This window comes from Prosthecomicrobium sp. N25 (genome assembly GCF_037203705.1).
Lineage (GTDB): Bacteria > Pseudomonadota > Alphaproteobacteria > Rhizobiales > Ancalomicrobiaceae > Prosthecodimorpha.
The window spans coordinates 332,763-354,208 of sequence record NZ_JBBCAT010000003.1 but is presented as its reverse complement, the minus strand read 5'-3'; the positions used below and the strand labels follow the sequence as shown (position 1 = coordinate 354,208).

Sequence of the window (21,446 nt, the reverse complement as noted above, 5' to 3'; positions counted from 1 at the left end):
TGGATATAGTCCGCCCCACTGGACCTCTGGTGGGAGTAACAATTCGATGCTTAAGACCCGTCTCCTCGCCGCCGTGGCCGCCCTCGCCCTGTCGGCGGGCGCTGCTTCCGCGGCCGATCTGTACCGCGCCGCTCCGGTGCCGGCTCCGGTCGCCCCGACTCTGATCCCGGCCTTCGTGTGGACCGGCGGCTTCGTCGGTCTCCATGCCGGCTACGGCTGGGCCGACATCAATGGCCGCAAGGGAACCAAGGACGCGACGGCCGACGGCTTCCTGGCCGGTGTGCACGGCGGCTTCAACTGGCAGTACAACATGCTGGTCATCGGCGCCGACACGAACTGGTCGTGGACGGACATCACGTCGACCCGCAAGGCTCGCAAGGTCGACATGAACTGGACCGGCGATCTGCGTGGCCGCGTCGGCTTCGCGTTCGACCGCTTCCACCTCTACGCCGCCGGCGGTATCGCTTTCGCGGACATCAACCCGCGCAGCAACGGCAAGAAGGGCAAGGGCGACAGCCAGACCGAGACCGGCTGGACCGCTGGCCTCGGTGCCGAATACGCGATCACGAACAACTTCGTGATGGGCGCGGAGTGGAAGTACCAGGACTACGGCCGCATCAAGAACGTCGATGTCACCGCGAACATCGTCCTCCTGAAGGCCAGCTGGAAGTTCTGATCGCCTCCTCCCAAGGAAAACTAGAAAAGCCGGCGACGCGTTCGCCGGCTTTTTCTTTTGTCCGCCGTTCAGGGGACCGGAGTGTGCGATCCTGTGGTCGCGCCGACGTCACTCTTCTATGCCGACGACGTCCGGGGTCTCCCAGGCGAGGTGCTGACCACCGTCGAGGCAGATCATCTGGCCGGTGATCGACGGGGTCTCGACCAGGAAGCGGACGGTGCGGCCGAACTCCTCCAGGCGCGGGCCGAAGCCGAGCGGGACGGCCGCCGCCTGCCGGGCGAAATCGTCCCCGGTCTGCCGGACGTTGGCGAGCGTCGGTCCGGGCCCGATGGCGTTGACGCGGACGCGCGGCGCCAGCGCCTGGGCGAGCGTCCGCGTGGCCATGTGGAGGGCGGCCTTGGACAGGGTATAGGAGAAGAACTGCGGGGTCGGCTTCAGGACCCGCTGGTCGACGACGTTCACCACATGGCCCTCGACGCCGTCCGGCAGGGCGTTCACGAAGGCGTCGGCGAGGATGCAGGGGGCCGTCAGGTTGACCCTCATCTGACGCTCGAAGAGATCGGGATCGAGGCTGCCGACCTCGTCCTTCTCGAACATGGACGCGTTGTTGACCAGGAGACCGAGCGGGCCCAGGGCGTCGCGCGCCTCCGTGACGATCCGGTACAGGCTCTGGGTGTCGGCCAGGTCGCCGAGCACGACGGCGGCGCGTCCGCCGTCCCGCCGGATCGAGGCGGCAAGCGCCTCGGCGGCGTCCCGGCTGGTGTTGGCATGGATGGCGACGCCCCAGCCGTTGCGGGCCAGGTCCTGGGCTATGGCGGCGCCGATCCGGCGGGCCGCGCCCGTCACGATCGCGTTGCGGGGGGCGACGACATGCTTCATGGGGCGTCCTCACGAGCCTCCCGCCGCCTGCAGCGGCCGAGGTCATGGGTCCTTTACGACTCGGCCCGGTGGCCGGATCGCCGCGGGTCCGCAATCCGCGTGTCTGTCAGTTGGTGCTGGCCGTCAGGATGGCGGCGGAGGGGGTCTGGCTCCCGATCGCCTGCAGAACGGACCTCGGCACGAGGCCCGGGTCGGGCGGGAAGATGCCACAGGCCCGCAAGGCGCGACGAAGGTCGATCTCCGTGCCGAGCCAGTCGAAGACGAGGCGCGAGCAGACGATGTCGCGGCGGTTCGCGGACGAGACCCCGATCAGCAGTCCGGTCAGGCGGCCCACCCGGTTCTTGTGGGTGGGGTAGAGGATCGCCTCGGTGATCTCCGTGTTGTTGAGCGTCTCGGAGCCGACCAGGAAGATCCGGTCGCCCAGGTGCAGCGCCGCGCCGGCATAGCGCCACCGCGGCGGGGGCGTACCGGGGTCGCTCGGGACGCCGTGTTCGATCCATCGGTAGTAGACGACGTCCTGGTGCTCGAAGAGGTGCACCACTCCGCGTATGATCGACCCCTGGGCGCTCATCGAGTGGTAGTAGGCGTGGTAATAGCCCAGGTACTTGGCGAGGTGGAGGGCACCGGGCCGGATCAGCTCCTCGAATCGGGCGAGGTGCGGGGGCAACTGGCCGCGCGGACGGCGGGGTGCGTTGATGAGGCGGGCGAACTCCGCCGGCGGGAGATGCACCTCGGCGGCGTCCACGCCGAAGAAGTCGCAGATCCGGGTCAGGATGTGGGTGGACGGGCGGGATGTGGCGCCGAGGTACCGGTTGAACTGGGTGCGGTTGACCTGCAGCGCGCGGCAGACATGCGCGACGGAGGGGAAGAAGGCACAGAGGATCCTGAGGTTCTCGGCGAAGTTCTGCTGCAGGGCCTCGCCGGCCGGCCGTCGACGTCCGAGCTGCCTCATCCCGGTCCAATCCAATCGTTTCCGTAGAGGCAATCGTAGGTCATTCCCGTGGTTGCCTCAATGCCGGTGATGCGATTCGTCGCTTTCGTCGCAACAGCTAGCGTCATGACGCAACGGCTCGCCAAATTGCTGCGGCGTGCCCCGATTCCTAATCTGTCCGCCGGTTTCCTTCTCCGTTCGGGGAAGGTGAAGAGCGGCAGCGACGTCCGTCGCGCCGGGCGGAAGCGGCCCGCGAGACGGTCCGGGCCATGCGTAAGGAGCACGAGCGATGCGGAAATCCTGGCTGTCCGGCGCGGTCATTGCTGCCGGTCTCGCAATGTCCGGTTCGGCGCTGGCAGACTACAAGCTGGGCGTCATCGGACCGATGACCGGGCCCAATGCGGTCGGTGGCGCGCAACTCAAGAACGGCGTCGAACTGGCGGTCGAGGAGATCAACGCCGCGGGCGGGCTCCTCAAGCAGAAGCTCGTCCTGTCCACGGGCGACGACGCCTCCGACCCCAAGCAGGGCGTCTCGGTGGCGAACAAGTTCGTCGGCGAGGGCATCAAGTTCGTGGTCGGCCACTACAATTCCGGCGTGACGATCCCGACCTCGGAGATCTTCGCCGAGAACGGCATCCTGCAGATCACCCCGGCCGCCACCAACCCGAAGGTGACCGAGCGCGGGCTCTGGAACATCTTCCGCACCTGCGGCCGCGACGACCAGCAGGGCAAGCTCTGGGCCGACTACGCGCTCGCCAACTTCAAGGCCAAGAAGATCGCGGTCGTCCACGACAAGACGACCTACGGCCAGGGCCTCGCCGACGCGGCCCGGGGCTTCATGAACAAGGGCGGCCTGAAGGAGGTCCTCTACGAGGGCGTCAACACGGGCGAGAAGGACTATTCGGCGCTGGTCTCCAAGATCAAGGCGTCGGGCGCCGAGGTGGTGATGTGGGGCGGCCTGCACACCGAGGGCGGCCTGATCATCCGGCAGATGCGCGAGCAGGGCGTCAACGCGGTCGTGATGGGCGGCGACGGCATCAACACCTCGGAGTTCGCCACGATCGGCGGCGAGGGTGTCGTCGGGACGCTGATGTCGTTCGGCCCGGATCCGCGCGACAACCCGGTCGCGAAGGACGTGGTGGCGAAGTTCCGTGCCAAGAAGTTCGAGCCGGAGGCCTACACGCTCTATTCCTATGCGGCCGTCCAGATCTTCAAGCAGGCCGTCGAGAAGGCGGGGACGTTCGACTCCAAGAAGCTGGCCGAGACGCTGCGTTCCGGCATGGTGTTCAAGACGGTACTCGGCGACGTGAGCTACGACGCCAAGGGCGACCGCAAGGACGTCGACTTCGTCATGTACAAGTGGGTCAAGAAGCCGGACGGCAAGATCGATTTCGTCCGCAACTGACCTCTGGCCGGCCCCCAAGGTGGTCGCCGCTCGGGGATGGCGGCGCTCGCCGGGCGGAAGCTCCGAACTTCGGGGCTTCCGCCTTTTTCGTCCGGATTCGGCGCAAGCCCCGACCTTGCCGGCGGAGCCCGTTTCAACCGCGGCGTCGCTCCGCCGGTTGCGGCGGTCCCGCCCTCGGCCCGTCGCCTGACGGCAAGCCTTCAGACCTGGGGCAGACGCGCCGCAATCCGCTCCGGGCGCCCCATTGCCGCCGCGGAGCCCGCAATGGTTCCACAATCGGCGCCACATCGCGCCCGAATGCGGGCCTAGACCTCGGCCGTCGCCGGGCCGGTCCGTTCGGGACCGGTCACAGGCGACTGTGACGAGGGTCTACCCATGACGCGTTTCTCCTCGCTTCCGGCCGCGCTCCTGGTGTTCGGCATGTCCGCCGGCGCCGCCTGCGCGGCGGATCTCAGCCGGCCCGCTCCGGTCGCCCCCGCGGCGCCCGCCTATCCCGAAACCATCGCGGCCTACGGCTTCAACTGGACGGGCGCCTATGTGGGCGCGAACGTCGGCTACCGCTGGCTGGACGACAAGGCCAGCGGCGCCGCCGGCCGGGCCAACCTCAATTCCGGCAGCGCGGCCGGCGGCCTGCAGGCCGGCTACCTGTTCCAGACCGGCCCCATGGTGTACGGCGCCGAACTGGATGCCACCTACGGGCGGAACTCCAAGTCGGCAAACGTGCCGGGCGGACGCATCGACGCGGCGATGGACTGGCAGGGCTCGGCGCGCGGGCGCCTAGGCTTCGCGTTCGACCGCGTGCTCGTGTACGGCACGGGCGGCGTCGCGGTCGCCAATTTCGACAGCGACGGGCACGGCGGCGGCAAGACGGCGACGAACTCGGATACCCGGGTCGGCTGGACGGCCGGCGGCGGCCTCGAGTACGCGCTTTCCAAGAATGTGTCGCTGCGCGGCGAATATCTCTACTCCGACTTCGGCCGCAACAGCGTGAGCTACCCGGGCACGGGCCTCGGTGGGTCGAAGCAGGACCTGACGTCGCATCTCGCCCGGCTCGGGGTCAACTTCAAGTTCTGACCGGCCGCCGGGTCACGCGGCCCCGCTGCCCGCCAGCGGGGCCGGGCGGGGCACGACGGGCAAGTCCGTCCCCACCGTGGGGCGGGGCAGGCCGATGCGCTCCAGGAGGGCGGGTTCGGCCGCCAGGTTTCGCCTCAGCACCTCGACCGGGTCGTAGGGCACCGGGTCCAGCCGGGCGAAGGCCCCGGCCAGCGTCTCCACCGAGAGACCCGCGATCGGCATCACCTCGGCGGCGCCGAGCGCCGCCATGGCGGTGACCGCCTCGTCCTGCCGCGAGGGCCAGACGCGCGCCGGCTTCAGGGCGACGACCGGCCGGCCGGCGGACAGCGCCTCGGAGATCATCGTCATGGAGTCTTCCGTGACGAGGGTGCCGTCCAGGCCCAGCATGCGGCTCGCCGAACCGGCGAGGTCCGGGTCGTACTCGATGAACTCGTGGATGATCCCGGACTTCGCGAGGGGGCGCAGGGTGTCGACGGCCGTCCGGGGCGTGCGCCGCGAGGTGGTCACGTGCCACTCGATGCCGTGCGACGCCTTCGTCTCGGCGACGAAGCCGGCGATGCGCGCCCAGTCGGCGTCGCGGAAGCGGTGGCTGGCGCACTCGCCACCGACCAGCAGGGCCAGGCGGGCGCCGCGCAGGTCCTCCAGCGAGCGGATCCGGCGCAGCGGGCCGTAGTCGGAGCGGGCGACCGGGCTCAGCACGGGGGCGTAGACGTGGCGTGGCTCGCGGGCGTCGCGCGGGCAGGGGGTGACGATCAGGTCCATCTCGCCGAGCCAGCGACGGTCATGCAGCCCGGTGTAGACGAAGCGGGCGCCGAACAGGGACTTCAGGAACAGCGCCGGCACGATGTTGCGGCGGCCGGAGGCGATGACGATGTCGGGCGGGTCGAGGGTCTCGACCTCGAAGTCGTAGAGGAGATTGAGCGCCAGCGTGGGCGAAAGGAGGCGACTCCTGTAGACGAGCGTCGGCAGGACCCGGCGGGAGAACCAGTGAAAATTCGGGAAGACGTTGCGCACCGTCACGGGCGCGAAGCGGGCGAGCGCCTTGGCCACGCCTTCGCACTGGCGGTAGTGGCCGGGGCGGTTGTCTCTGACGATGTAGACCAGCATGGCCCGGGATCTCGGGTGGAAGGGCGGCGTCAGCGCGGCTTGAGGTGGCGCGCGAGGAAGAATTCCATGCGTTCCAGGGCAAGCGACGCGGCGGCTTCGTTGTAGCGCCGTTCGTCGCTCTCCTGAAGGAAGGCGGGCGTCAGTCCTTCGTAGACGAACTGCTCGTAGATCTTGGAGTAGCCCATCAGGCGCTTCTCGGTGGCCTCGATGGTGGGGGCGGCGCGGTCGTCGACGGCGGCGTAGTGGAGCTGAAGCGGCACCTTGATGCCGGCGATGTGCTCCTGGGGCAGCGGCAGGGAACAGAGCACCATGGCCTTGACCGGGCCCGGGTCGCCGGCCAACTGGCTGAGACCGGCGCCGCCCCAGCCGAGCGCCACCACGCCGACGCTGCCGGTGCAGCCCGGCTGGGTCGCCAGCCAGGCGGCGGCATGACGCAGGACGGCGGCGGTGGCATGGGCCCCCAGGCCGACGAAGCGGGCGCGCACGGCGCGGTCGTCCGGGCTGCCGAAAAGGCCGAGCAGGTTCGGCGCGAGCACCATGTAGCCGAGCGCGGCGAGGCGGCGGACGAGGCGCGCATGGGGGGCGGCGAGGCCGCCCGGGTCGGGGACGACGAGGAGGCCCGGCATCCTCGCCGAGCCCGGCGCCTGCACGAAGGTGGCGGAGCAGCGGCCGGTTCCCTCGATGGTCAGCTCGACGGTGCGCTCCAGGAGCCCGCCGGGGGCCGGGATGGGGCTGACGGCCGGCGTGGCCTGGACGGGGAGGCCCGGGGCGGGCCCGATCGGCTTGGCGGGCACGGGCGCGGCCTGCGCGAGGGCCGGGCGGACGGCCAGCGGCGTGGCGGCGAGCGACAGGACGCCGCCGAGGAAGCCGCGACGCGCGAGTCCCTCGGTCGCGCTCTCGTCCTTACGCATCATGGCCTCGCTCTACTCGCGACTCGACGGCCGATCCTTGGCCGGGTTTTCCGGCCAAATCAAGGTTGACGGCACCGGATCGGCGGCGCGGTGGTCGCAAATCGGGACGAGCGTCTCATGCAGGGCTTCACGTCCAGTTAACCTGAACGAGTCCATACCGGGGGCGACCGGCCTCCGGTACGGGGGTCTCATCCGAGGAACATCGTCATGTCTCGCGTCCTGTTCGTCGCCCTCGCCGCGATCGTCGCGGCAGCCGCCGGCCCGGCTTCCGCGGCCGACATCTATGCCCCGTCCTCGCCGGCGCCGTCGGCCGGCTACACGCCCTATGCCGCCCCCGCCCTGCCGAGCTGGAGCGGCGCCTATGCGGGCGTCCACCTCGGCGGCGTGTTCGGCAGCACCGACCTGAAGACCTCCGGCAGCCGCGCGCGGTCCGCCGACACGCAAGGCGCGCTCGGCGGCGTCTTCGGCGGCGTCAACGCCCAGGTCGGCGGGAACTTCGTGGTCGGCGGCGAGGCCGACGTGAGCCTCACGTCCACGACAGGCTCCGCCAACCTCGGCGGGCGCACCGTCAGGGCGGAATCCGACTGGAACGCCACGGTGCGCGGCCGCGTCGGCGTCGCCTTCGGGCGCGTGATGCCCTACGGCACGGCGGGGCTCGCCTTCGTGGATTCGGGCGCCCGTTCCAAGGGCGGCTCCGATTCGGCCACCGAGACCGGCATCGCGCTCGGCGGCGGCGTCGAGGGCTTGGTCACGGACCGCATCACGGCCCGCGCCGAATACATGTATCTCGGCGTCGGCGAGAGCCGCCTCAACGCGGGCGGAACGCGCGTCAAGGTCGATCCGTCGACCAACATCCTGCGGGCGGGCGTCGGCTACAAGTTCTGACCCGGCGGGTTGCGGCGGCCCGGCTCCGGCCCGGCCGACGACAGGAGGCGGAGTCCGAGGCCAGGGCTCCGCCTTCATGCGCGTGCGGGGTGCTCAGCGGTTGTCGCCGTCCAGGATGCGCCCGATGCCGCCGAGGAGGCTGCCCTCCTCGGAACTTCCGCCGGTCTGCGGCGCGGCGGCCAGCATGCGGCCGGCCAGGCGCGAGAAGGGCAGGCTCTGCATCCAGACCCGGCCCGGTCCGACCAGCCGGGCGAAGAAGATGCCCTCGCCGCCGAACAGCATGGACTTCACCGAACCGGCGCGCACCAGGTCGAAGTCGACCGTCGCCGTGTAGGCGGCGACGCAGCCGGTGTCGACGTGGATCTCCTCGCCGGGCGCGAGGTCGCGCTGGACGAGCGTGCCGCCGGAGTGGAAGAAGACCCAGCCGTCGCCCTCCAGGCGCTGCATGACGAAGCCTTCGCCGCCGAAGAGCCCGGTCAGGATGCGTTGCTGGAAGTGGATGCCGAGGCTGACGCCGCGGGCGGCGCAGAGGAACGAGTCCTTCTGGCAGATCAGGACGCCGCCGACCTCCGTGAGCTTGAGGGCGAGGATGTGGCCCGGGTAGGGGGCCGCGAAGGCGACCCGCGCCTTGCCCTGGCCCTGGTGGGTGAAGACGGTCGTGAACAGGCTCTCGCCGGTGACCAGCCGCTTGCCGGCGGAGACCAGCTTGCCGAAGAAGCCGCCCTCTTGGGACTGCGCCGAGCCGTCGCCGAAGACGGTGGTCATGTCGATCGAGGGCGCCTTGAAGAACATGTTGCCCGCCTCGGCGATGGCCGACTCGCCGGGATCGAGCTCGATCTCCACGAACTGCATCTCGGCACCCTTGATCTCGAAATCGATGTCGTCCGACGCCGACGTGCGCTGGTGGCGGGCGACGGGGAAGGAAGGGACCGATCCGAACACCATGGGGGTGGCTCCTCGTGAGTGGCCTCAGGGCTTGACGCGGGTCGCCTCGTAGGCCGGGACCCGGGCCGCGAAGGCGTCCAGGAAGGCGACAAGGCGCGGATGTCCGGCGCGCCAGCGGCCCTCGAAGCGAAGGTCCAGGTAGCCGAGCGCGCAGGCCACCGCGATCTCCCCGACCCCGAGCGTGCCTGTCGCGGAGGGCGGTTCGGACTCCAGGTGGGCGAGGACACGCTCCACCTTGCCGGCCTGGTTGGCGGTCCAGGCGGTGCTGCGCTCGCCCTCGTTGCGGAAGCGCATCTCGTAGACCTGCAGGAGCGCGGCGTCCATGAGCCCGTCGGCCAGGGCCTGGAGCCGCAGGGCGGCCATGCGGGGGCCGAGCGCGGCGGGGATGATGCGGCCGCCGCCGGCCAGGAGGTCGAGATATTCCAGGATCACGCGGCTGTCGAACAGCACCATCCCGTCCTCGAGCACCAGCGCCGGGATCTTGCCCAGGGGGTTCTGGCGGCGCAGCGAGTCGTTCGGGTCGGTGGTGTCGGCGATCTCGATGGTGATCCGGTCGGCGAGGCCGAGCAGGGCGGCAGCGATCTTAACCTTGCGGCCGAAGGGGGAGGGCGGGGAGGAGCGCAGGACGAGCATCGGTGAGTTCCTGAGGCGTGAGTCCGGAGCCCATCGATACCGGGTCCGGGCCGGAGCCGGCAAGCGCCTCGGGTCGGTCCATTCGCATTCAGGGAAAACGATGCGACAGGATCCCGACAAGTGGAAGGAGATCGGTTACGCAGAGGCAAGGGGAGGCTCATACCGTTACGTCATCACCTGTCTCGAGCCTGCGATGCTGAAGCTTCCCGTTCTCGTCCTCGCCGCCTACGCGGCCGGCACACCGGCGGTCAGCCGGCACCTCCCCGCTCCCCTGGTCGAGCCCCTCCGCGCCTTCCACAGGGACCTGACGGACGGGGTGAGCGAGGGATGGTCGGCCGCGGTTGAGCGGATGGTGGTCGCCCAGAGGCTGAGGCACGTGGCGACCGCTTACGACCGGGCGGTGCGGTGAGGCTGTTAATCCGGCCTGCCCTCGGGCGAGACACGTTCGGCGGCGTCGCCGGGCGGGCCCGCGTATCGGTCGGTGCCGGGGTCTGGAGAGGGGCCGGCCCGCGACCCGCGCCTTCGGATCACCGCGTGGGGAAAACGCGGGGCCAGTCGGCGGGATTCGCGCCCTTGGCGCAGTCGGGGGCGGAGCGGAAATCTTCCAGGGCGAAGCCGTAGTCCTTCCAGCGCCACTGGCCGCGGCTGCCGCAGGCGGCGTCGCTGCGGGCGGTGGAACGGGCGGTGAGGCGCGCCTCGCGCGGGTCGAAGGCGACGTTGGGGAGAAGATCGGTGCCGCGCCAGCCGAAGGTCTCGTCGTAGAGCGCGAAGTAGAGCGGCGTGATGCCGCCGATCTCGCCGGACTCCACGACCCACAGGCGGTAGGAGACCTCCCCGCCCGAGGCCGCGCAGGGCACGGCGTAGAGCATCGCGGTCTTCGACAGGGGGCCGATCACGGGCGGGATGGGCTTCAGGAGCGGCGACGCGGGGTCCTCGCAGTCGCTGGCGGCACGGTGGCGTTCCACGAGGCGCGGGGGCAGGCCCTGGCGGGCGATCAGCTCCGCCTTCGCGACCGCCGGGGCCGGCGCGAGCCCCTTGGGGGCGACGGCGGCGTCACGGCGGATCTTGCGTCCGAGCGCCTGGTCCATGGCGGCGGTGACGGCGGCGAGGCCGTCCAGCCGGAAATCGGCGTCGAAGGCAGCGCCCGTCACGTCGAGGTATTCGATGCGCAGCAGCCGGTCCGCGGCGCCCGCCTGGACGATCTGGCCGGCCAGGCGCGTATCCAGGATCCAGAAGGCCTCCGGCCGCTCGAGCGGCTGGTAGCCGCGGTCGGGCGCCAGGGTGCCGATCGCCTTGCCGTCGAGCCGGAGCGAGACGGGGCGCTCGCGGTCCGGGATGGCGCCCGGCGCGGCGAAGCCGACCGACAGGGCGTCCTGGCCCGGGAAGCGGCCGAGAAGGAGCACCTGCCGGCCGCTCTCGGAGGGCCGGCTCGCCCGGCAGGTCTCCGCCTCGCAGCGCAGGGCCCAGCCCTCGACCTGTTTGTCGGCCCCCTGCGCGCGCGGCTCGCCGGCCCCGAGGAGGCAGGCGGCGAGGCAGGCGGGGAGAAGACGCGACAGGGCCGTCCGGGACCTGGCCATGGATCAGCGTCCGCCGCGGACGGCCGGCATGAAGACGCGGGAGCGCCGGCAGGCATCGCCATCGACCTCGGGGCAGCTGCGGAAGCCGGAGAGGTCGCGGGTGAAGCAGATGCGGATCTCGCGCAGGCGGCGGTCGTCGCAGGTGACCGCCATCTCGTCCGGGTCGAGGCCCGGATTGGACTTCCGGAACCCGTCCTCGACATCGCCGACGCCGACCATCCGCGGGCTGGCGAGACGTTCGAACTCCGCCGGGACGCGGACGGCCTCGTAGGCGCGGCGGGCGGCCTTGAAGTAGTCGGCGGGGGTCAGTCCCGAACAGGTTCCGTGCTTGCGCCACTGGTGGATGATGAGGCCGAAGGCCGGGAAGATGTCGAGCTGGGCGCGGATCAGGGCGTCGGGCAATCGGCCGGCGGCGGTGGGGCAATCCGCCGGATAGCCGCGCTCGCGCTGCGGCCAGAGACCGTGCACGACGAAGCTGAAGGGGCGCTCGCACTGGGCATCGCGCCGACGGTCGCCTTCCGCCTCGCAATAGCTCGGCGACCAGGACAGGGACAGGACGTAGAAATCGAAATCGCCGGGGCGGTCGCCGGCGCCGGCCGGGGCGGCCTGGACGAGGGCGGCCAGCGCGAGGGCGGCGGCGCGCGCCGTCCGGAGCGCCGGCACGGTGCTCACCACCACTTGCGCACGGTGCGGCAATTGCCGTCGTGGACGCGCCAGGGCTCGTAGCCGATCACGCAGAACTCGACGTTCCAGGTGATGCCGACGAAGCCGTAGTCCTGCTCGATCAGGTAGTAGAGTGCGGAGGGATGCCGGCGGTCGCTGATGTGGGCGTCGGCCTTGCAGAAGCGGCGCAATGTGGAGCCGGGCGCGTTGAGCTGGCCGAAGTAGGTCTCCTGGATGCGGTCGACGGTCTCCAGGACGAGGCCGCGCTTCAGGACCTCCCGGTCGGCGTGCTGGAACTTGCTGTGGATCTCGCCGATGACGGCCGGGTCGTGGCAGACGGGCACGTCGCTCGGCTGGCCCAGCAGGATGGCGTCGAGGATGCCGGCGGAGGCGGGCGTGGTCGCGGCGAGGACGCTGGAGGCGAGCAGGGCGGCGGCGAAGCGGCGGATCATGGCGATTCCTCAAGGACCCGGATGTCCCCGGGCAAATTGCGCGAGGGCCGCGAGGGGGTCAAGAGCCGGCATCGAGGGGTCGCGCGATCGCCGGGACGCTGCGGCTACTCGGTCACGAGCCAGTCGACCCGGGCCCCCGCGCCGGGGCCTTCCGCCAGGATGCGCGCCAGCGCCGGGGCCAGGCGGCCGAGCTCGTCGTCGAGCGTCCATGGGGGGTTCAGGAGGACGAGGCCGCAGCCGGAGAGGGGGCGTCCGGGCTCGACGGCACGGGTGCGCAACTCCACGCGCAGGAGGCGGCGCAGGCCGCTGGCGACCAGGGCGCGGGCGAAGCGGGCGACCTCGGCCTCGTCCTTGATCGGGTACCAGAGGGCGTAGACGCCCGTGGCGAAGCGCCGGTGGGCGGCGGCGAGCCCTCCGACCAGGCGATCGAACTCGCCGGGCGCCTCGAAGGGCGGGTCCACCAGCACGAGCCCGCGGCGCTCCTTCGGGGGCAGGAAGCTCTTCAGGGCGAGCCAGCCGTCGAGCTCGACGACGCGCACCTGCACGTCGCCGGCGAAGAGCGCCGAGAGGGCGGCGGCGTCGGCCGGGTGCAGTTCGGTCAAGGTCAGGCGGTCGACCCGGCGCATAAGCGACCGCGCGAGCAGGGGAGAGCCCGGATAGCGCTGCAGGGCGGCGGGGGGCGCGGCGGCAGCCGGATCGGAGGGGAGGGAGTTGGCGGCGCGGACGGCCCCGAGATAGGGCGCCAGCAGGGCGGCGACGTCCGGCTGCGGCGCGGCCGCGAGGAGCCGGGCGATGCCGGTCCGCCATTCGCCGGTCTTCTCGGCCTCCGGCGCCGCCAGATCGTAGACGCCGACCCCGGCGTGGGTATCCAGGATGCGGAACGGGGCGTCCTTCTTCTGCAGGAGGACGATCAGGCGCGTCAGGACGGCATGCTTCAGCACGTCCGCGAAGTTCCCGGCGTGGTAGGCGTGGCGGTAGTTCATGGGGACGGCTCGGGCTGACGGGCGGTGGGACGGCGGGCCCCAAATGCAAAAGCCCGCACCGTGCGCGACGGTGCGGGCGAATTCGGCAGGTCCGATCGGAAGAGGCCGATCAGTCCTCGTCGATCATCGGCTGGTCCTCGGTGCCCGGGGCACCCTCGGCGCCGCCGGAGAGGACCTGCAGGTTCACGGCCTTGGGACCCTTGCCGCGCTTGTCCGGCTCGGTCTCGAAGGAGATCTTCTGGCCCTTGTCCAGCACGCCGAGGCCGGAGCGCTCGACCGCGCTGACGTGGACGAAAACGTCCGCGCCGCCCTCGTCGGGCGTGATGAAGCCATAGCCCTTTTCGGCATTGAAGAACTTGACGGTGCCGTTCTGCCGCGGGCCGCGATCGACCGGCGGACGCGGACGGAAACCGCCCTCGGCCCCGGCTTCCTCGCCCTCGAAGCGCCGGCGCGGACGGAAACCGCCGCCGCCGAAGCCGCCGCCAGGACCACCGCCGCCGAAGCCGCCGCCAGGACCACCGCCGCCGCCGAAGCCGCGGTCACCACCACCACCGAAGCCGCCGCCGCCGAAGCCGCCGCTGCCCTGATCTCCGAATTCACGACGTCCGCGACCGCCGAAGCCGCCCCGGTCGCCACCACCGAACCCGCGGTCGCCGCCGCCGCCGCTGAAGCCCTCGTCGCGACCGAACCCGCCACGGTCCCGCCCGCCGAACCCACCGCGATCGCCGCCTCCACCGCGACCGCCGAAACCACGATCCCTCATTCCAAGCCCTTTCCCGCGGGGATGCCCCCATAGTGCTTCGCACCCCGCTTACGCGGGGCGGATTCCGGCAGTATCGTTATCCTCGTCGGGACCGGAATGCGCGCTATTCCCGAAGAACACGGCCGCGCCGACCGCCACGTCCAAAGTGCCGAACCGCCACCCCTCAAGTTTATGACCGAGACCCAGCGAAAGGGCAAGGCCGCCGCGGGTTTTTGTTGGCACGGGGCTTACGGCGGGCGGCGTCGGACGCTCCAATTCGTCGCAATTCCGATCCTTCCTTCCGCAGCGGAGCGGGGGTATCGTTACTTCTTGCAATTCTCGCGTGTCGAGGAGACCTGTCAGCGGGCGGCTTTCAACGGGGCGGAGGCAAAGAGGACGCTGAAGTCTTCACACCACACGACCACCGACTTGAAGGCGGTCGGGTCCACCCCGGCGGGCACCGCATAGGTCTGTTCGCCGGTGAAGCTCTTCAGTCGGCCGAGCGATACGTACTTGGACTTGGTGACGTCGGACTGCTTGCGCGGATCCCCGTGGTAGACGAGCCAGAGTTCGAGGTCGGGGCCGCGGGTGGTGGCGAAGCCGGGCGCGAGCCGCACCTCGTAGCCCTTCTCGGTCTTCACGATCTCGACCCGCCCGGAGCCCTTGTGGCCGGCGTCGGCGTTGCGGAACTCGCCGGCGAGCGCGACAGCGGGGGGCGCGGCCGATTGCACCGGCGCGGCGGCCGGCGCGGGCGCGGGCGCCGGGGCGGGGGCGACCTGGCTCAAGCGCGGCGCCGGCACGGCGGGCCGGGTCTCCAGCGGCCTGGCGACGTCCGGCCCCTCGCCAGCTGGCGGCGCGGCGACCGGGCCGGTGGCCGGAAGGACCGCGGCCACCCGGGTCGCGTCCGGCTGGGTCGCGGCCTGTCGGGGCTGCGTCGCGGCGGGCGCCGCCGCAGCGGTCCCGGAGGCGTCGGCGCGGGTGGCGCCGGGAACGAACTGGACTCCGACGGCCCCCAGGAACACGGCCACGATGGAAGAGACGAAGATGGTGGTCGGCTTCATGGCTGCAACTCCCCTTGCCCGCGGCCCTCGTGTCGGGGCTGGCCGTCCTTGGTGTCGCAAGGAGATCATCCGTCGGCTGACCCCGGGATGAACGCTGCGGAAGCCGATTTCAACTCTTCGTGTGAACGCCGCGCCCCGGAAGCGCGCGGCGTTCCACGTCGACGGGTGGCAGGCGGCGGGCCCCGCCGCTATAGGGAAGCCGACACAAGCCCCGAGAGGACATCCCATGACCGACGCCGCCGAGCCGCCGTTCCGGATCGCCATCGTGCCGGTGACGCCGTTCCAGCAGAACTGCTCGATCCTGACGGAAACCGCGACCGGCGTCGGCGCCGTCATCGACCCCGGCGGCGATGTGGAGAGCATCCTGGCCGGCATCGACCAGCTCGGCTGCCGGGTCGAGAAGATCGTGCTCACCCACGGGCACATCGACCACGCGGGCGGCGCCGCGGAGCTCAAGGAGCGGCTCGAAGCCAGGACCGGCGCGACGATCCCGATCGAGGGGCCGCACCGGGCGGAGGCGCCGCTCCTCGCCGGGCTCCCGCAGTCTGCGGCGCGCTTCGGCCTGACCGGCGCGCGCGCGGTCACGCCCGACCGGTGGCTCGACGAGGGGGATCGGCTGACGATCGGCGGCATCGGCTTCGACGTGCTGCACTGCCCCGGGCACTCGCCCGGCAGCCTCGTCTACGTGCAGCCCGAGGCCCGCTTCGCCTTCATGGGCGATGTCCTGTTCCGTGGCTCGATCGGCCGGACGGACCTGCCCTTCGGCGACCACGCCACCCTGATCCGTTCGATCACCGAGAAGGTCCTGCCGCTCGGCGACGACCTCGTGTTCCTGCCGGGCCACGGGCCGATGAGCCGCATCGGCGACGAGCGCGCGAGCAATCCGTTCCTGCGCTAGGTCCGCGTCCGCAGGCTCAGGGGTCGAGGTCGACCGGGGCCGGGCCGGTGCCGTCGCCCGGATCCCAGAGCCAGCGGCCCTTGCCGTCCTCGTCCTGGTAGAGGAGCCTGGCCTCCTCGCCGAGGCGGCGGGACAGCTCGTAGCCGTGGCCACCGGGCGCGGCGACGAAGAGCCAGCCGGGGGCCGTGCCGGTGTCGAAGCGGAGGATGTAGCCGATCTCCTCGGCGAGCACGCCCTCGGGCAGGAGTCCGGCGAGATCCTCGGCGCCGTGCGGCAGCGCGCCGCGCTCCTTCCGGACGCGATCGAGCACGGCGATGATCGGCGCCGCTTCCCCGGCCATGCCGGAGAGGCGGGCGCGGTCGGCTTCCGTCTGTGCCGAGACGCCGCGATAGGCGACCGCGGCTCCGATCGCCAGGACGATGAAGAAGAAGCCGTAGAGGATGGACCTGCGGAGGCTCATGGCTCCGAACATTTACCATGACTCGGCCGTGCCGCCCAGGCACGGCCCGGTCACGCCGCCGACATCGGGCGGAAACGCGGCCCGGCTATGGGTGATCTCCCGTCCATGGAGCCGCCCCGTGTCCCTGCGCCTGCTCTTCCCGCGAGCCCTCCTCCTCTGCATCGCCCTCCTCGCCCCGGGTGCCGCGAATGCGACCGGGTCCCTCGACTGCTCGATCGAAGACCGCGCGGTCGCCTTCAGCCTGACCGCCGTGTTCGGCCACGGGCTCGGCAGCCCGATCTCGAACCTCCAGGCCTCGCTGGCCCTCAAGGCCAAGGATGCTCCGGCCGGCCCGCCCGAGGTCTCGTTCGGGTCGGAGCATCTCGTCCATTCCTGGCTGCGCGGGCGCGAGATCCGGCTGCATCTCTACCGCGAGCCGGCGGAGGGGGAGAGAGGGCCGGCGCTCGAACTCGTGATCGAGACGCGAGGATCGGGTTCGGATGCCGACAGCGCGACGGGGCGCTATGAAATGACGGCGTCCCGGGTCGAGAACGGCCAGGAAAAGACGAGGATCTACAAGGGCAAGGCGCGCTGCGGGGCGGGCTGAGGCGAGCCGGGGGGGCTCGCCGTGGCGGGGCGCCGGGGGCCCGGAGAGACGTGATCGCGGCGGGGACCCCGTCCCCTTGAGGGGCGGCGCCGGTTCGGCCACTCTGGACAGGGCCCGGCAGGGCGCGCGCGGACCGCCCGCGGGCGGCCGGCCCTCTTCGGCTCCCATGATCTTCGACCGCGTCCTCTGCCTCGAACGCAACCTGGAACGGATCCTCATCGCGCCGCGCCAGCGACCGCCCGTGGCGCCGCCGAGTGTCGTCGACGGGGAGCGCATGCTGGGCGCGTGGCTCGCCGCACTTCACCACGACAGCACACTGGCGGCGACGATCCGCCGGCACGGCGACCTGTGGGGCATGCCCGAGCTGATGGTGCCCGTGAGCCTGCCGGAGCTGTCCGCGGTGCTGCAATCCACGGTCCTCGCCGGACGGCTGACGGCGAAGCGCGTTCCGACCTTCCACGTGGATGCGATCGGGGCCCGGTTTCGCAACGCCATCGAAAAGCCTGCCGATCCGAAGCGCCTGGAGCAGGCCTCGATGCCCGCCCGGATGGCGGCCCTGATGCTGGATGCCGAGCGGCAGTTCGGGCTCATGCGCCGCAGTGCGCCCAAGATCGAGCGCGAGATGCTTCAGCAGTTCATCGCGATCTGCGACGCGCGGATCTCGAGCCTGCCGCCCGAGGCCTACCAGACGAACCGGACGCCGCCCCTGCCGGAGGTGTCGGACTTCGGTTCGTTCGGCGAGGAGATCGACATCGTCGACTGGGTCATCGGGTCGACGCGCCCGGCCCGGCTCGAGCGTGAGCTGCAGGCGAACGGCTACCTCCTCGCCCGCTACATGGACCGGGTCGGCTTCACCCGCTTCATCGGCATCCTGCACAAGGTCAGGATCGTGAAGTCCGATCCGGTGCTGCCGCGGCCTCCGTCACGGCCGCCCCCGCCGGTGCCGCGCGACCCGGACAGCCGAGGCGCCGGAGGACCGCCGCCCGCGCCGCCGAAGAGCGTCGACCCGGAGGCGGTGAAGAAGCAAGTTCAGGCCCTTCTGGCCGCGGCGGCGTCCGGAGCGCCGGCCGTCGAGCAGACTGTGCCGCTGCCGCCGAACCCGGGTCCGGCGGTCGTGCTGGCGGTCGATGGGGGGAGCGGTGGGGGCGGGGGGGCCGCGCCCGGCAACGGCGAGGCGGCCGCGCCGGCACCGCCGGCTGCGCCCCCGGCGCCGTCCGCGGCCGGGCCGGCGGCGGAGGAGGCGGCGAAGCCCACGATCGAGTGGCTGGAGGCCGAGCTCGTGGTCGAGGTCCATGACGAGCAGATGGCCAAGTTCGGAGGATCGCCCGGCCTGCGCGACATGGGCCTGCTCGAATCGGCTCTCGGGCGTCCGATGAACAAGCACGCCTATGAGGGCGAGCAGGATCCGGCAGCCCTCGCGGCAGCCTACGCGTTCGGGATCGCCCAAAATCATCCCTTCGTGGACGGCAACAAGAGAACCGCCTTCATGTCCATCGTGGTCTTCCTCGGCCTCAACGGGGTCGACTTCAAGGTCCCGGAGTCCGAGGCGACGGCGGCCATTCAGAGCCTTGCCGAGGGGACGATGGACGAGGCCGGCCTGGCCCGCTGGATCCGCGAGGGGATCGGTTCCGGCGCCGCAGGTCGACCGGGGAAAGCCTGAATTCCTGCAGCATTCGGGTTTATGCCGGGCTCGCATCCGTGGTCGGACTGGCTTATTGGAATCAGTGCTGATCATGCATTCCCGAGGCAGCGCCGGATGGCTCCCAAGGATTACGAGAGGATCCGCCTCTCCCGCGTTGCCCGCGTCGGCGCCCGGGTGGGGTCGGCCAGATCTCCGATGCGCACCTTCCCGGCGGCCAGACGGACGACCGCGGCGAGGGTGAAGTGCTCGCGGCTGCCCCGTTGAGCCGTCGACGCTATGCCGTGGTGGACTGTGCGCGGGATGCGCGCCTCTATGACGCCGTCCACCGCTGCTTCGACCCCTACTGCCTGCTCGCGGGCGACCTTCCGGCCGTGCTGCAACGGGTGTCGCCCTGGCTGGTGCCGTTGGACGACGCGGAGCCGCTGCTGGCGCTGTGGCGGCGCGAGGGGCGAGACGGGTCCTGGGGCGTCTTCCTGGAAACGTCGAGGGCTCCGGCGACGGTCTTGCGGCGACTGCGGCAGCTCCTGCAGGCTCAGGCGCCCGACGGCCGGCCCGTTCTGTTCCGCTTCTACGATCCCCGTGTGCTGCGCGCCTACCTGGCCCAGGCGGACGCGCAGGCCCGCGCCCAGGTTCTGGGCCTGACGGACAGGATCCTGGCCGAGAGCGACGTGCTCGGGGGCGTCGACGCCTCTCTTTAGGCGGTCCGCGCTGGGGGATGCCCGGGATCATCCGCGTCCGCGATCGGACGGGCCGCGCTTGTGCGGGCTCCGGCCTGCAACTCCCGGCTCCGGATGATTACGTAAGATGTCGGCGCGGTTCCGTAAGTGGAGACGATCTGATGTGAGTTCCGGCCCGATCGCTGCCGCAGCGTCGTCAGCGGGTTGCAGGCCTGGCAAACGCTCCGCCCCCGTCCACATGACGGTGCTGTCATCGCGTTCGGGCGAGAGTTCAGCGAGACCATACCCGACGTTGCGACGGGGCGTCTAAGTCGATTATGCCTTCCTTAACCGCGAACCATGAACCTCTTATATCAGGGGCCAACTATATTCCTGTGCTTATCGGCTTGGCCCCAAACTTCGACAAACAGACACGGACACTCGGGCAGACGACATGACGGACAAAGAGGATCGCATCGACCTTAAGGGCCGGCTCGCCTTTCTTCAGATGGACGACGGCATCCGTGCCGACCTGCAGGCGATCTGGCAGGTGGTGCAACCCGAACTGCCTCGGGTCATGAAGCGCTTCTATGCCCACATGATGAGCCAGCCGGCGCTGGCGACGATGATCGGTGCGCAGCAGGGCCGGCTCGAGCAGGTTCAGGAACGGCATTGGGCGCGCCTGTTCTCGGGTCGCTTCGACCTCGACTACGCCACGAGCGTGCAGACGATCGGGCGGACGCACCACCGCATCGGGCTGGAGCCGCGCTGGTACATCGGCGGCTACCGGATGCTGCTGAACGAGCTCGCCGCCATCGTGATGAAGGCCCATCGGTTCCGGCCGGCGCTCGCGGCGCGCCGGATCCAGGCGCTGAACACGGCCGTCTTTCTCGACCTGGACTTTGCCATCTCGGTCTACCAAGACGTTTTGGTCGAGGAGCGCTCCCAGCGCGGGCGCTTCATGGAGGAGACGTTCCAGTCCTTCAAGACCGCCGTGGAGAGCCTGCTCGGCACGGTGGACGCCAACAACCAGGAGCTGATCCAGACGGCCGAGCAGATGGCCGCCGCCGCGGCCGACGCCAGCCGCCAGGCGGTCTCGGCGGCGAGCGCCTCGGAGGAGACCTCCACCACCGTCCAGACCGTGGCCTCCGCGGCCGAGGAACTGGCCTCGTCCATCCAGGAGATCGGCCGCCAGCTCGGCGGCGCCGCCAACGTGGTGCAGAAGGCCCGTGCCATGACGGCCAAGTCGGCCGGCGCCGTGGAGGGACTGGCGACCTCGGGCCAGCGCATCGGGGACGTGGTCGGGCTCATCCAGGCGATCGCCGGCCAGACCAACCTGCTCGCCCTCAACGCCACGATCGAGGCCGCCAGGGCCGGCGAGGCGGGCCGCGGCTTCGCGGTCGTGGCCGCGGAGGTCAAGGAGCTCGCGGGCCAGACCGCCAAGGCGACGGAGGAGATCTCCCGCCAAGTCTCCGACATCCAGACCGGCACCGCCCAGGCGGTCGAGGCCATCGAGGCGATCGCATCCATCATGGGCGAGGTCGACCACGTCACCGGCAGCATCGCGGCCGCGGTCGAGGAGCAGGGCGCGGCGACCCGCGAGATCTCCTCGAACGTGCAGATGGCGGCGACCGGGACCGCGTCGCTGTCGCGCAGTATGGTGGTGGTCGAGCAGGCGATCGGGCTGACCAGCCGTTCGGCCGGCACGGTGCGCACGGCGTCCACGACGCTCGGCGAGAAGTCGCAGGCCCTGTCCGAGGAGGTGCGCCGGTTCATCCTGGCCTTGCGCACCGGCCCGCTCGACCGCCGGAACCGGGCCGATCCGGACTATGCCGGGCCGGAGCGGCGGGGTCACTGACGGCTGCGTGAACGATGCGCCTCAGTGTGCCCTGGGCGACGTCTCGGCCGCCTCGGGCTTCTGTCCCGGGGCCGGGACGGAGACCTTGGCCTGCCAGTTGCCGTCGCGGTTCCAGGCGCTGTAGGTCATCCGCGTCCACTCCCGCTTCGCCGTGGCGAAATGGGCGACGAGGGCGGTCAGGAGTTCGCGGATCTCGCCGGGCACCTCCAACTCCGGGCCGGAGACGTCCGGGTTGACGATCTTCGCCATGAAGGGCGCGCCGTCCAGCCCGGGCCGCGGCTCCACCATCAGGACGACCGCGTTCCAGTCCTCGGGGGCGGTGTCGATCAGCAGGTTGATCAGGTGGTTGTCGATCTCGGCTTGCTGGGCGGTATAGGCGGCCATGAAAAGCACTCCGCGAGGCGGTGGTGAAGAACCCGCCG

The 21,446-nt window shown here is 71.0% G+C and carries 24 protein-coding genes; 10 read left to right on the top strand and 14 right to left on the bottom strand.

Annotation, left to right across the window (positions count from 1 at the left end; translation table 11 throughout):
• Window positions 1-46 precede the first annotated feature (46 nt).
• Complete coding sequence (locus WBG79_RS20820; RefSeq protein ID WP_337359147.1) at window positions 47-676, top strand: outer membrane protein; 630 nt, start codon at window positions 47-49, stop codon at window positions 674-676.
• Between the two features lie 108 nt (window positions 677-784).
• Here WBG79_RS20820 and WBG79_RS20815 read toward each other — a convergent pair whose 3' ends face one another.
• Together WBG79_RS20815 and WBG79_RS20810 are read right to left on the bottom strand one after the other, a co-directional pair.
• Complete coding sequence (locus WBG79_RS20815) at window positions 785-1,555, bottom strand: SDR family oxidoreductase (RefSeq protein WP_337359146.1); 771 nt, start codon at window positions 1,553-1,555, stop codon at window positions 785-787.
• Between the two features lie 106 nt (window positions 1,556-1,661).
• On the bottom strand, window positions 1,662-2,507 hold the full coding sequence (locus WBG79_RS20810; protein WP_337359145.1) for an XRE family transcriptional regulator: 846 nt from the start codon (window positions 2,505-2,507) through the stop codon (window positions 1,662-1,664).
• A gap of 268 nt (window positions 2,508-2,775) precedes the next feature.
• On the opposite strand from WBG79_RS20810, the gene WBG79_RS20805 reads away from it, so the two are divergent.
• A complete protein-coding gene (locus WBG79_RS20805; RefSeq protein WP_337359144.1) occupies window positions 2,776-3,891 on the top strand; it encodes a branched-chain amino acid ABC transporter substrate-binding protein in 1,116 nt (371 codons plus the stop codon).
• A 375-nt stretch (window positions 3,892-4,266) separates the two neighbouring features.
• Window positions 4,267-4,965 carry an outer membrane protein gene (locus WBG79_RS20800; protein WP_337359143.1) on the top strand — a complete coding sequence of 233 codons (699 nt, stop codon included), beginning with the start codon at window positions 4,267-4,269 and terminating at the stop codon, window positions 4,963-4,965.
• Between the two features lie 12 nt (window positions 4,966-4,977).
• Here WBG79_RS20800 and WBG79_RS20795 read toward each other — a convergent pair whose 3' ends face one another.
• Both WBG79_RS20795 and WBG79_RS20790 read right to left on the bottom strand, forming a co-directional pair.
• On the bottom strand, window positions 4,978-6,072 hold the full coding sequence (locus WBG79_RS20795) for an ELM1/GtrOC1 family putative glycosyltransferase (protein WP_337359142.1): 1,095 nt from the start codon (window positions 6,070-6,072) through the stop codon (window positions 4,978-4,980).
• Between the two features lie 29 nt (window positions 6,073-6,101).
• Entirely contained in the window at window positions 6,102-6,986 is an 885-nt protein-coding gene (locus WBG79_RS20790) for a dienelactone hydrolase family protein (protein WP_337359141.1), read from the bottom strand.
• 204 nt (window positions 6,987-7,190) lie between these two features.
• On the opposite strand from WBG79_RS20790, the gene WBG79_RS20785 reads away from it, so the two are divergent.
• Window positions 7,191-7,868: an outer membrane protein gene (locus tag WBG79_RS20785; protein WP_337359140.1), complete on the top strand. Its 678-nt coding sequence runs from the start codon at window positions 7,191-7,193 to the stop codon at window positions 7,866-7,868.
• Between the two features lie 93 nt (window positions 7,869-7,961).
• Here WBG79_RS20785 and WBG79_RS20780 read toward each other — a convergent pair whose 3' ends face one another.
• On the bottom strand, window positions 7,962-8,813 hold the full coding sequence (locus WBG79_RS20780) for an AIM24 family protein (RefSeq protein WP_337359139.1): 852 nt from the start codon (window positions 8,811-8,813) through the stop codon (window positions 7,962-7,964).
• Window positions 8,814-8,837: 24 nt separating this feature from the next.
• Window positions 8,838-9,446, bottom strand: coding sequence for a glutathione S-transferase family protein (locus tag WBG79_RS20775; RefSeq protein ID WP_337359138.1), 609 nt, complete (start codon window positions 9,444-9,446; stop codon window positions 8,838-8,840).
• Window positions 9,447-9,639: 193 nt separating this feature from the next.
• Between WBG79_RS20775 and WBG79_RS20770 the strand changes: the two genes are divergently transcribed.
• On the top strand, window positions 9,640-9,855 hold the full coding sequence (locus tag WBG79_RS20770) for a hypothetical protein (RefSeq protein ID WP_337359137.1): 216 nt from the start codon (window positions 9,640-9,642) through the stop codon (window positions 9,853-9,855).
• Between the two features lie 118 nt (window positions 9,856-9,973).
• On the opposite strand, the gene WBG79_RS20765 is transcribed toward WBG79_RS20770, so the two are convergent.
• The 6 genes from WBG79_RS20765 to WBG79_RS20740 form a co-directional block, all read right to left on the bottom strand.
• A complete protein-coding gene (locus tag WBG79_RS20765; RefSeq protein WP_337359136.1) occupies window positions 9,974-11,023 on the bottom strand; it encodes a DUF1176 domain-containing protein in 1,050 nt (349 codons plus the stop codon).
• Window positions 11,024-11,026: 3 nt separating this feature from the next.
• A complete protein-coding gene (locus WBG79_RS20760) occupies window positions 11,027-11,695 on the bottom strand; it encodes a ribonuclease T2 (RefSeq protein ID WP_337359135.1) in 669 nt (222 codons plus the stop codon).
• Window positions 11,692-12,138 (bottom strand): hypothetical protein, encoded by a 447-nt coding sequence (locus WBG79_RS20755; RefSeq protein WP_337359134.1) that lies wholly within the window; start codon window positions 12,136-12,138, stop codon window positions 11,692-11,694. Before WBG79_RS20755 ends, WBG79_RS20760 begins: the two co-directional genes overlap by 4 nt.
• A 104-nt stretch (window positions 12,139-12,242) precedes the next feature.
• Window positions 12,243-13,121, bottom strand: coding sequence for a 23S rRNA (adenine(2030)-N(6))-methyltransferase RlmJ (locus WBG79_RS20750; RefSeq protein ID WP_337359133.1), 879 nt, complete (start codon window positions 13,119-13,121; stop codon window positions 12,243-12,245).
• A 109-nt stretch (window positions 13,122-13,230) separates the two neighbouring features.
• Window positions 13,231-13,884: a cold-shock protein gene (locus WBG79_RS20745; protein WP_337359132.1), complete on the bottom strand. Its 654-nt coding sequence runs from the start codon at window positions 13,882-13,884 to the stop codon at window positions 13,231-13,233.
• A 338-nt stretch (window positions 13,885-14,222) separates the two neighbouring features.
• Window positions 14,223-14,924, bottom strand: coding sequence for a DM13 domain-containing protein (locus tag WBG79_RS20740; protein WP_337359131.1), 702 nt, complete (start codon window positions 14,922-14,924; stop codon window positions 14,223-14,225).
• Between the two features lie 226 nt (window positions 14,925-15,150).
• On the opposite strand from WBG79_RS20740, the gene WBG79_RS20735 reads away from it, so the two are divergent.
• On the top strand, window positions 15,151-15,822 hold the full coding sequence (locus WBG79_RS20735) for an MBL fold metallo-hydrolase (protein ID WP_337359130.1): 672 nt from the start codon (window positions 15,151-15,153) through the stop codon (window positions 15,820-15,822).
• 16 nt (window positions 15,823-15,838) lie between these two features.
• Here the strand turns inward: WBG79_RS20735 and WBG79_RS20730 are convergent, their stop codons facing one another.
• Window positions 15,839-16,282: a hypothetical protein gene (locus tag WBG79_RS20730; protein ID WP_337359129.1), complete on the bottom strand. Its 444-nt coding sequence runs from the start codon at window positions 16,280-16,282 to the stop codon at window positions 15,839-15,841.
• A gap of 118 nt (window positions 16,283-16,400) precedes the next feature.
• Between WBG79_RS20730 and WBG79_RS20725 the strand changes: the two genes are divergently transcribed.
• The 4 genes from WBG79_RS20725 to WBG79_RS20710 all read left to right on the top strand — a co-directional run bounded on the left by WBG79_RS20725 (window position 16,401) and on the right by WBG79_RS20710 (window position 21,024).
• Window positions 16,401-16,868, top strand: coding sequence for a hypothetical protein (locus WBG79_RS20725; protein ID WP_337359128.1), 468 nt, complete (start codon window positions 16,401-16,403; stop codon window positions 16,866-16,868).
• Window positions 16,869-17,034: 166 nt separating this feature from the next.
• Window positions 17,035-18,528, top strand: coding sequence for a type II toxin-antitoxin system death-on-curing family toxin (locus WBG79_RS20720; protein WP_337359127.1), 1,494 nt, complete (start codon window positions 17,035-17,037; stop codon window positions 18,526-18,528).
• Between the two features lie 242 nt (window positions 18,529-18,770).
• Window positions 18,771-19,208 (top strand): DUF4123 domain-containing protein, encoded by a 438-nt coding sequence (locus WBG79_RS20715; RefSeq protein ID WP_337359126.1) that lies wholly within the window; start codon window positions 18,771-18,773, stop codon window positions 19,206-19,208.
• Between the two features lie 412 nt (window positions 19,209-19,620).
• The gene (locus WBG79_RS20710) at window positions 19,621-21,024 is read left to right on the top strand and encodes a globin-coupled sensor protein (RefSeq protein WP_337359125.1); all 1,404 of its coding nucleotides are present in this window, start codon (window positions 19,621-19,623) and stop codon (window positions 21,022-21,024) included.
• 21 nt (window positions 21,025-21,045) lie between these two features.
• Here WBG79_RS20710 and WBG79_RS20705 read toward each other — a convergent pair whose 3' ends face one another.
• Window positions 21,046-21,408, bottom strand: coding sequence for a hypothetical protein (locus WBG79_RS20705; RefSeq protein WP_337359124.1), 363 nt, complete (start codon window positions 21,406-21,408; stop codon window positions 21,046-21,048).
• Between the last annotated feature and the right edge of the window lie 38 nt (window positions 21,409-21,446).

Coding starts and splice junctions, on each gene's coding strand:
- WBG79_RS20755 (WP_337359134.1), bottom strand. CDS start 12,138: ATGATCCGCCGCTTCGCCGCCGCCCTGCTCGCCTCCAGCGTCCTCGCC.
- WBG79_RS20805 (WP_337359144.1), top strand. CDS start 2,776: ATGCGGAAATCCTGGCTGTCCGGCGCGGTCATTGCTGCCGGTCTCGCA.
- WBG79_RS20780 (WP_337359139.1), bottom strand. CDS start 8,813: ATGGTGTTCGGATCGGTCCCTTCCTTCCCCGTCGCCCGCCACCAGCGC.
- WBG79_RS20790 (WP_337359141.1), bottom strand. CDS start 6,986: ATGATGCGTAAGGACGAGAGCGCGACCGAGGGACTCGCGCGTCGCGGC.
- WBG79_RS20765 (WP_337359136.1), bottom strand. CDS start 11,023: ATGGCCAGGTCCCGGACGGCCCTGTCGCGTCTTCTCCCCGCCTGCCTC.
- WBG79_RS20745 (WP_337359132.1), bottom strand. CDS start 13,884: ATGAGGGATCGTGGTTTCGGCGGTCGCGGTGGAGGCGGCGATCGCGGT.
- WBG79_RS20800 (WP_337359143.1), top strand. CDS start 4,267: ATGACGCGTTTCTCCTCGCTTCCGGCCGCGCTCCTGGTGTTCGGCATG.
- WBG79_RS20815 (WP_337359146.1), bottom strand. CDS start 1,555: ATGAAGCATGTCGTCGCCCCCCGCAACGCGATCGTGACGGGCGCGGCC.
- WBG79_RS20730 (WP_337359129.1), bottom strand. CDS start 16,282: ATGAGCCTCCGCAGGTCCATCCTCTACGGCTTCTTCTTCATCGTCCTG.
- WBG79_RS20735 (WP_337359130.1), top strand. CDS start 15,151: ATGACCGACGCCGCCGAGCCGCCGTTCCGGATCGCCATCGTGCCGGTG.
- WBG79_RS20775 (WP_337359138.1), bottom strand. CDS start 9,446: ATGCTCGTCCTGCGCTCCTCCCCGCCCTCCCCCTTCGGCCGCAAGGTT.
- WBG79_RS20810 (WP_337359145.1), bottom strand. CDS start 2,507: ATGAGGCAGCTCGGACGTCGACGGCCGGCCGGCGAGGCCCTGCAGCAG.
- WBG79_RS20720 (WP_337359127.1), top strand. CDS start 17,035: ATGATCTTCGACCGCGTCCTCTGCCTCGAACGCAACCTGGAACGGATC.
- WBG79_RS20820 (WP_337359147.1), top strand. CDS start 47: ATGCTTAAGACCCGTCTCCTCGCCGCCGTGGCCGCCCTCGCCCTGTCG.
- WBG79_RS20705 (WP_337359124.1), bottom strand. CDS start 21,408: ATGGCCGCCTATACCGCCCAGCAAGCCGAGATCGACAACCACCTGATC.
- WBG79_RS20710 (WP_337359125.1), top strand. CDS start 19,621: ATGACGGACAAAGAGGATCGCATCGACCTTAAGGGCCGGCTCGCCTTT.
- WBG79_RS20750 (WP_337359133.1), bottom strand. CDS start 13,121: ATGAACTACCGCCACGCCTACCACGCCGGGAACTTCGCGGACGTGCTG.
- WBG79_RS20770 (WP_337359137.1), top strand. CDS start 9,640: ATGCTGAAGCTTCCCGTTCTCGTCCTCGCCGCCTACGCGGCCGGCACA.
- WBG79_RS20740 (WP_337359131.1), bottom strand. CDS start 14,924: ATGAAGCCGACCACCATCTTCGTCTCTTCCATCGTGGCCGTGTTCCTG.
- WBG79_RS20785 (WP_337359140.1), top strand. CDS start 7,191: ATGTCTCGCGTCCTGTTCGTCGCCCTCGCCGCGATCGTCGCGGCAGCC.
- WBG79_RS20795 (WP_337359142.1), bottom strand. CDS start 6,072: ATGCTGGTCTACATCGTCAGAGACAACCGCCCCGGCCACTACCGCCAG.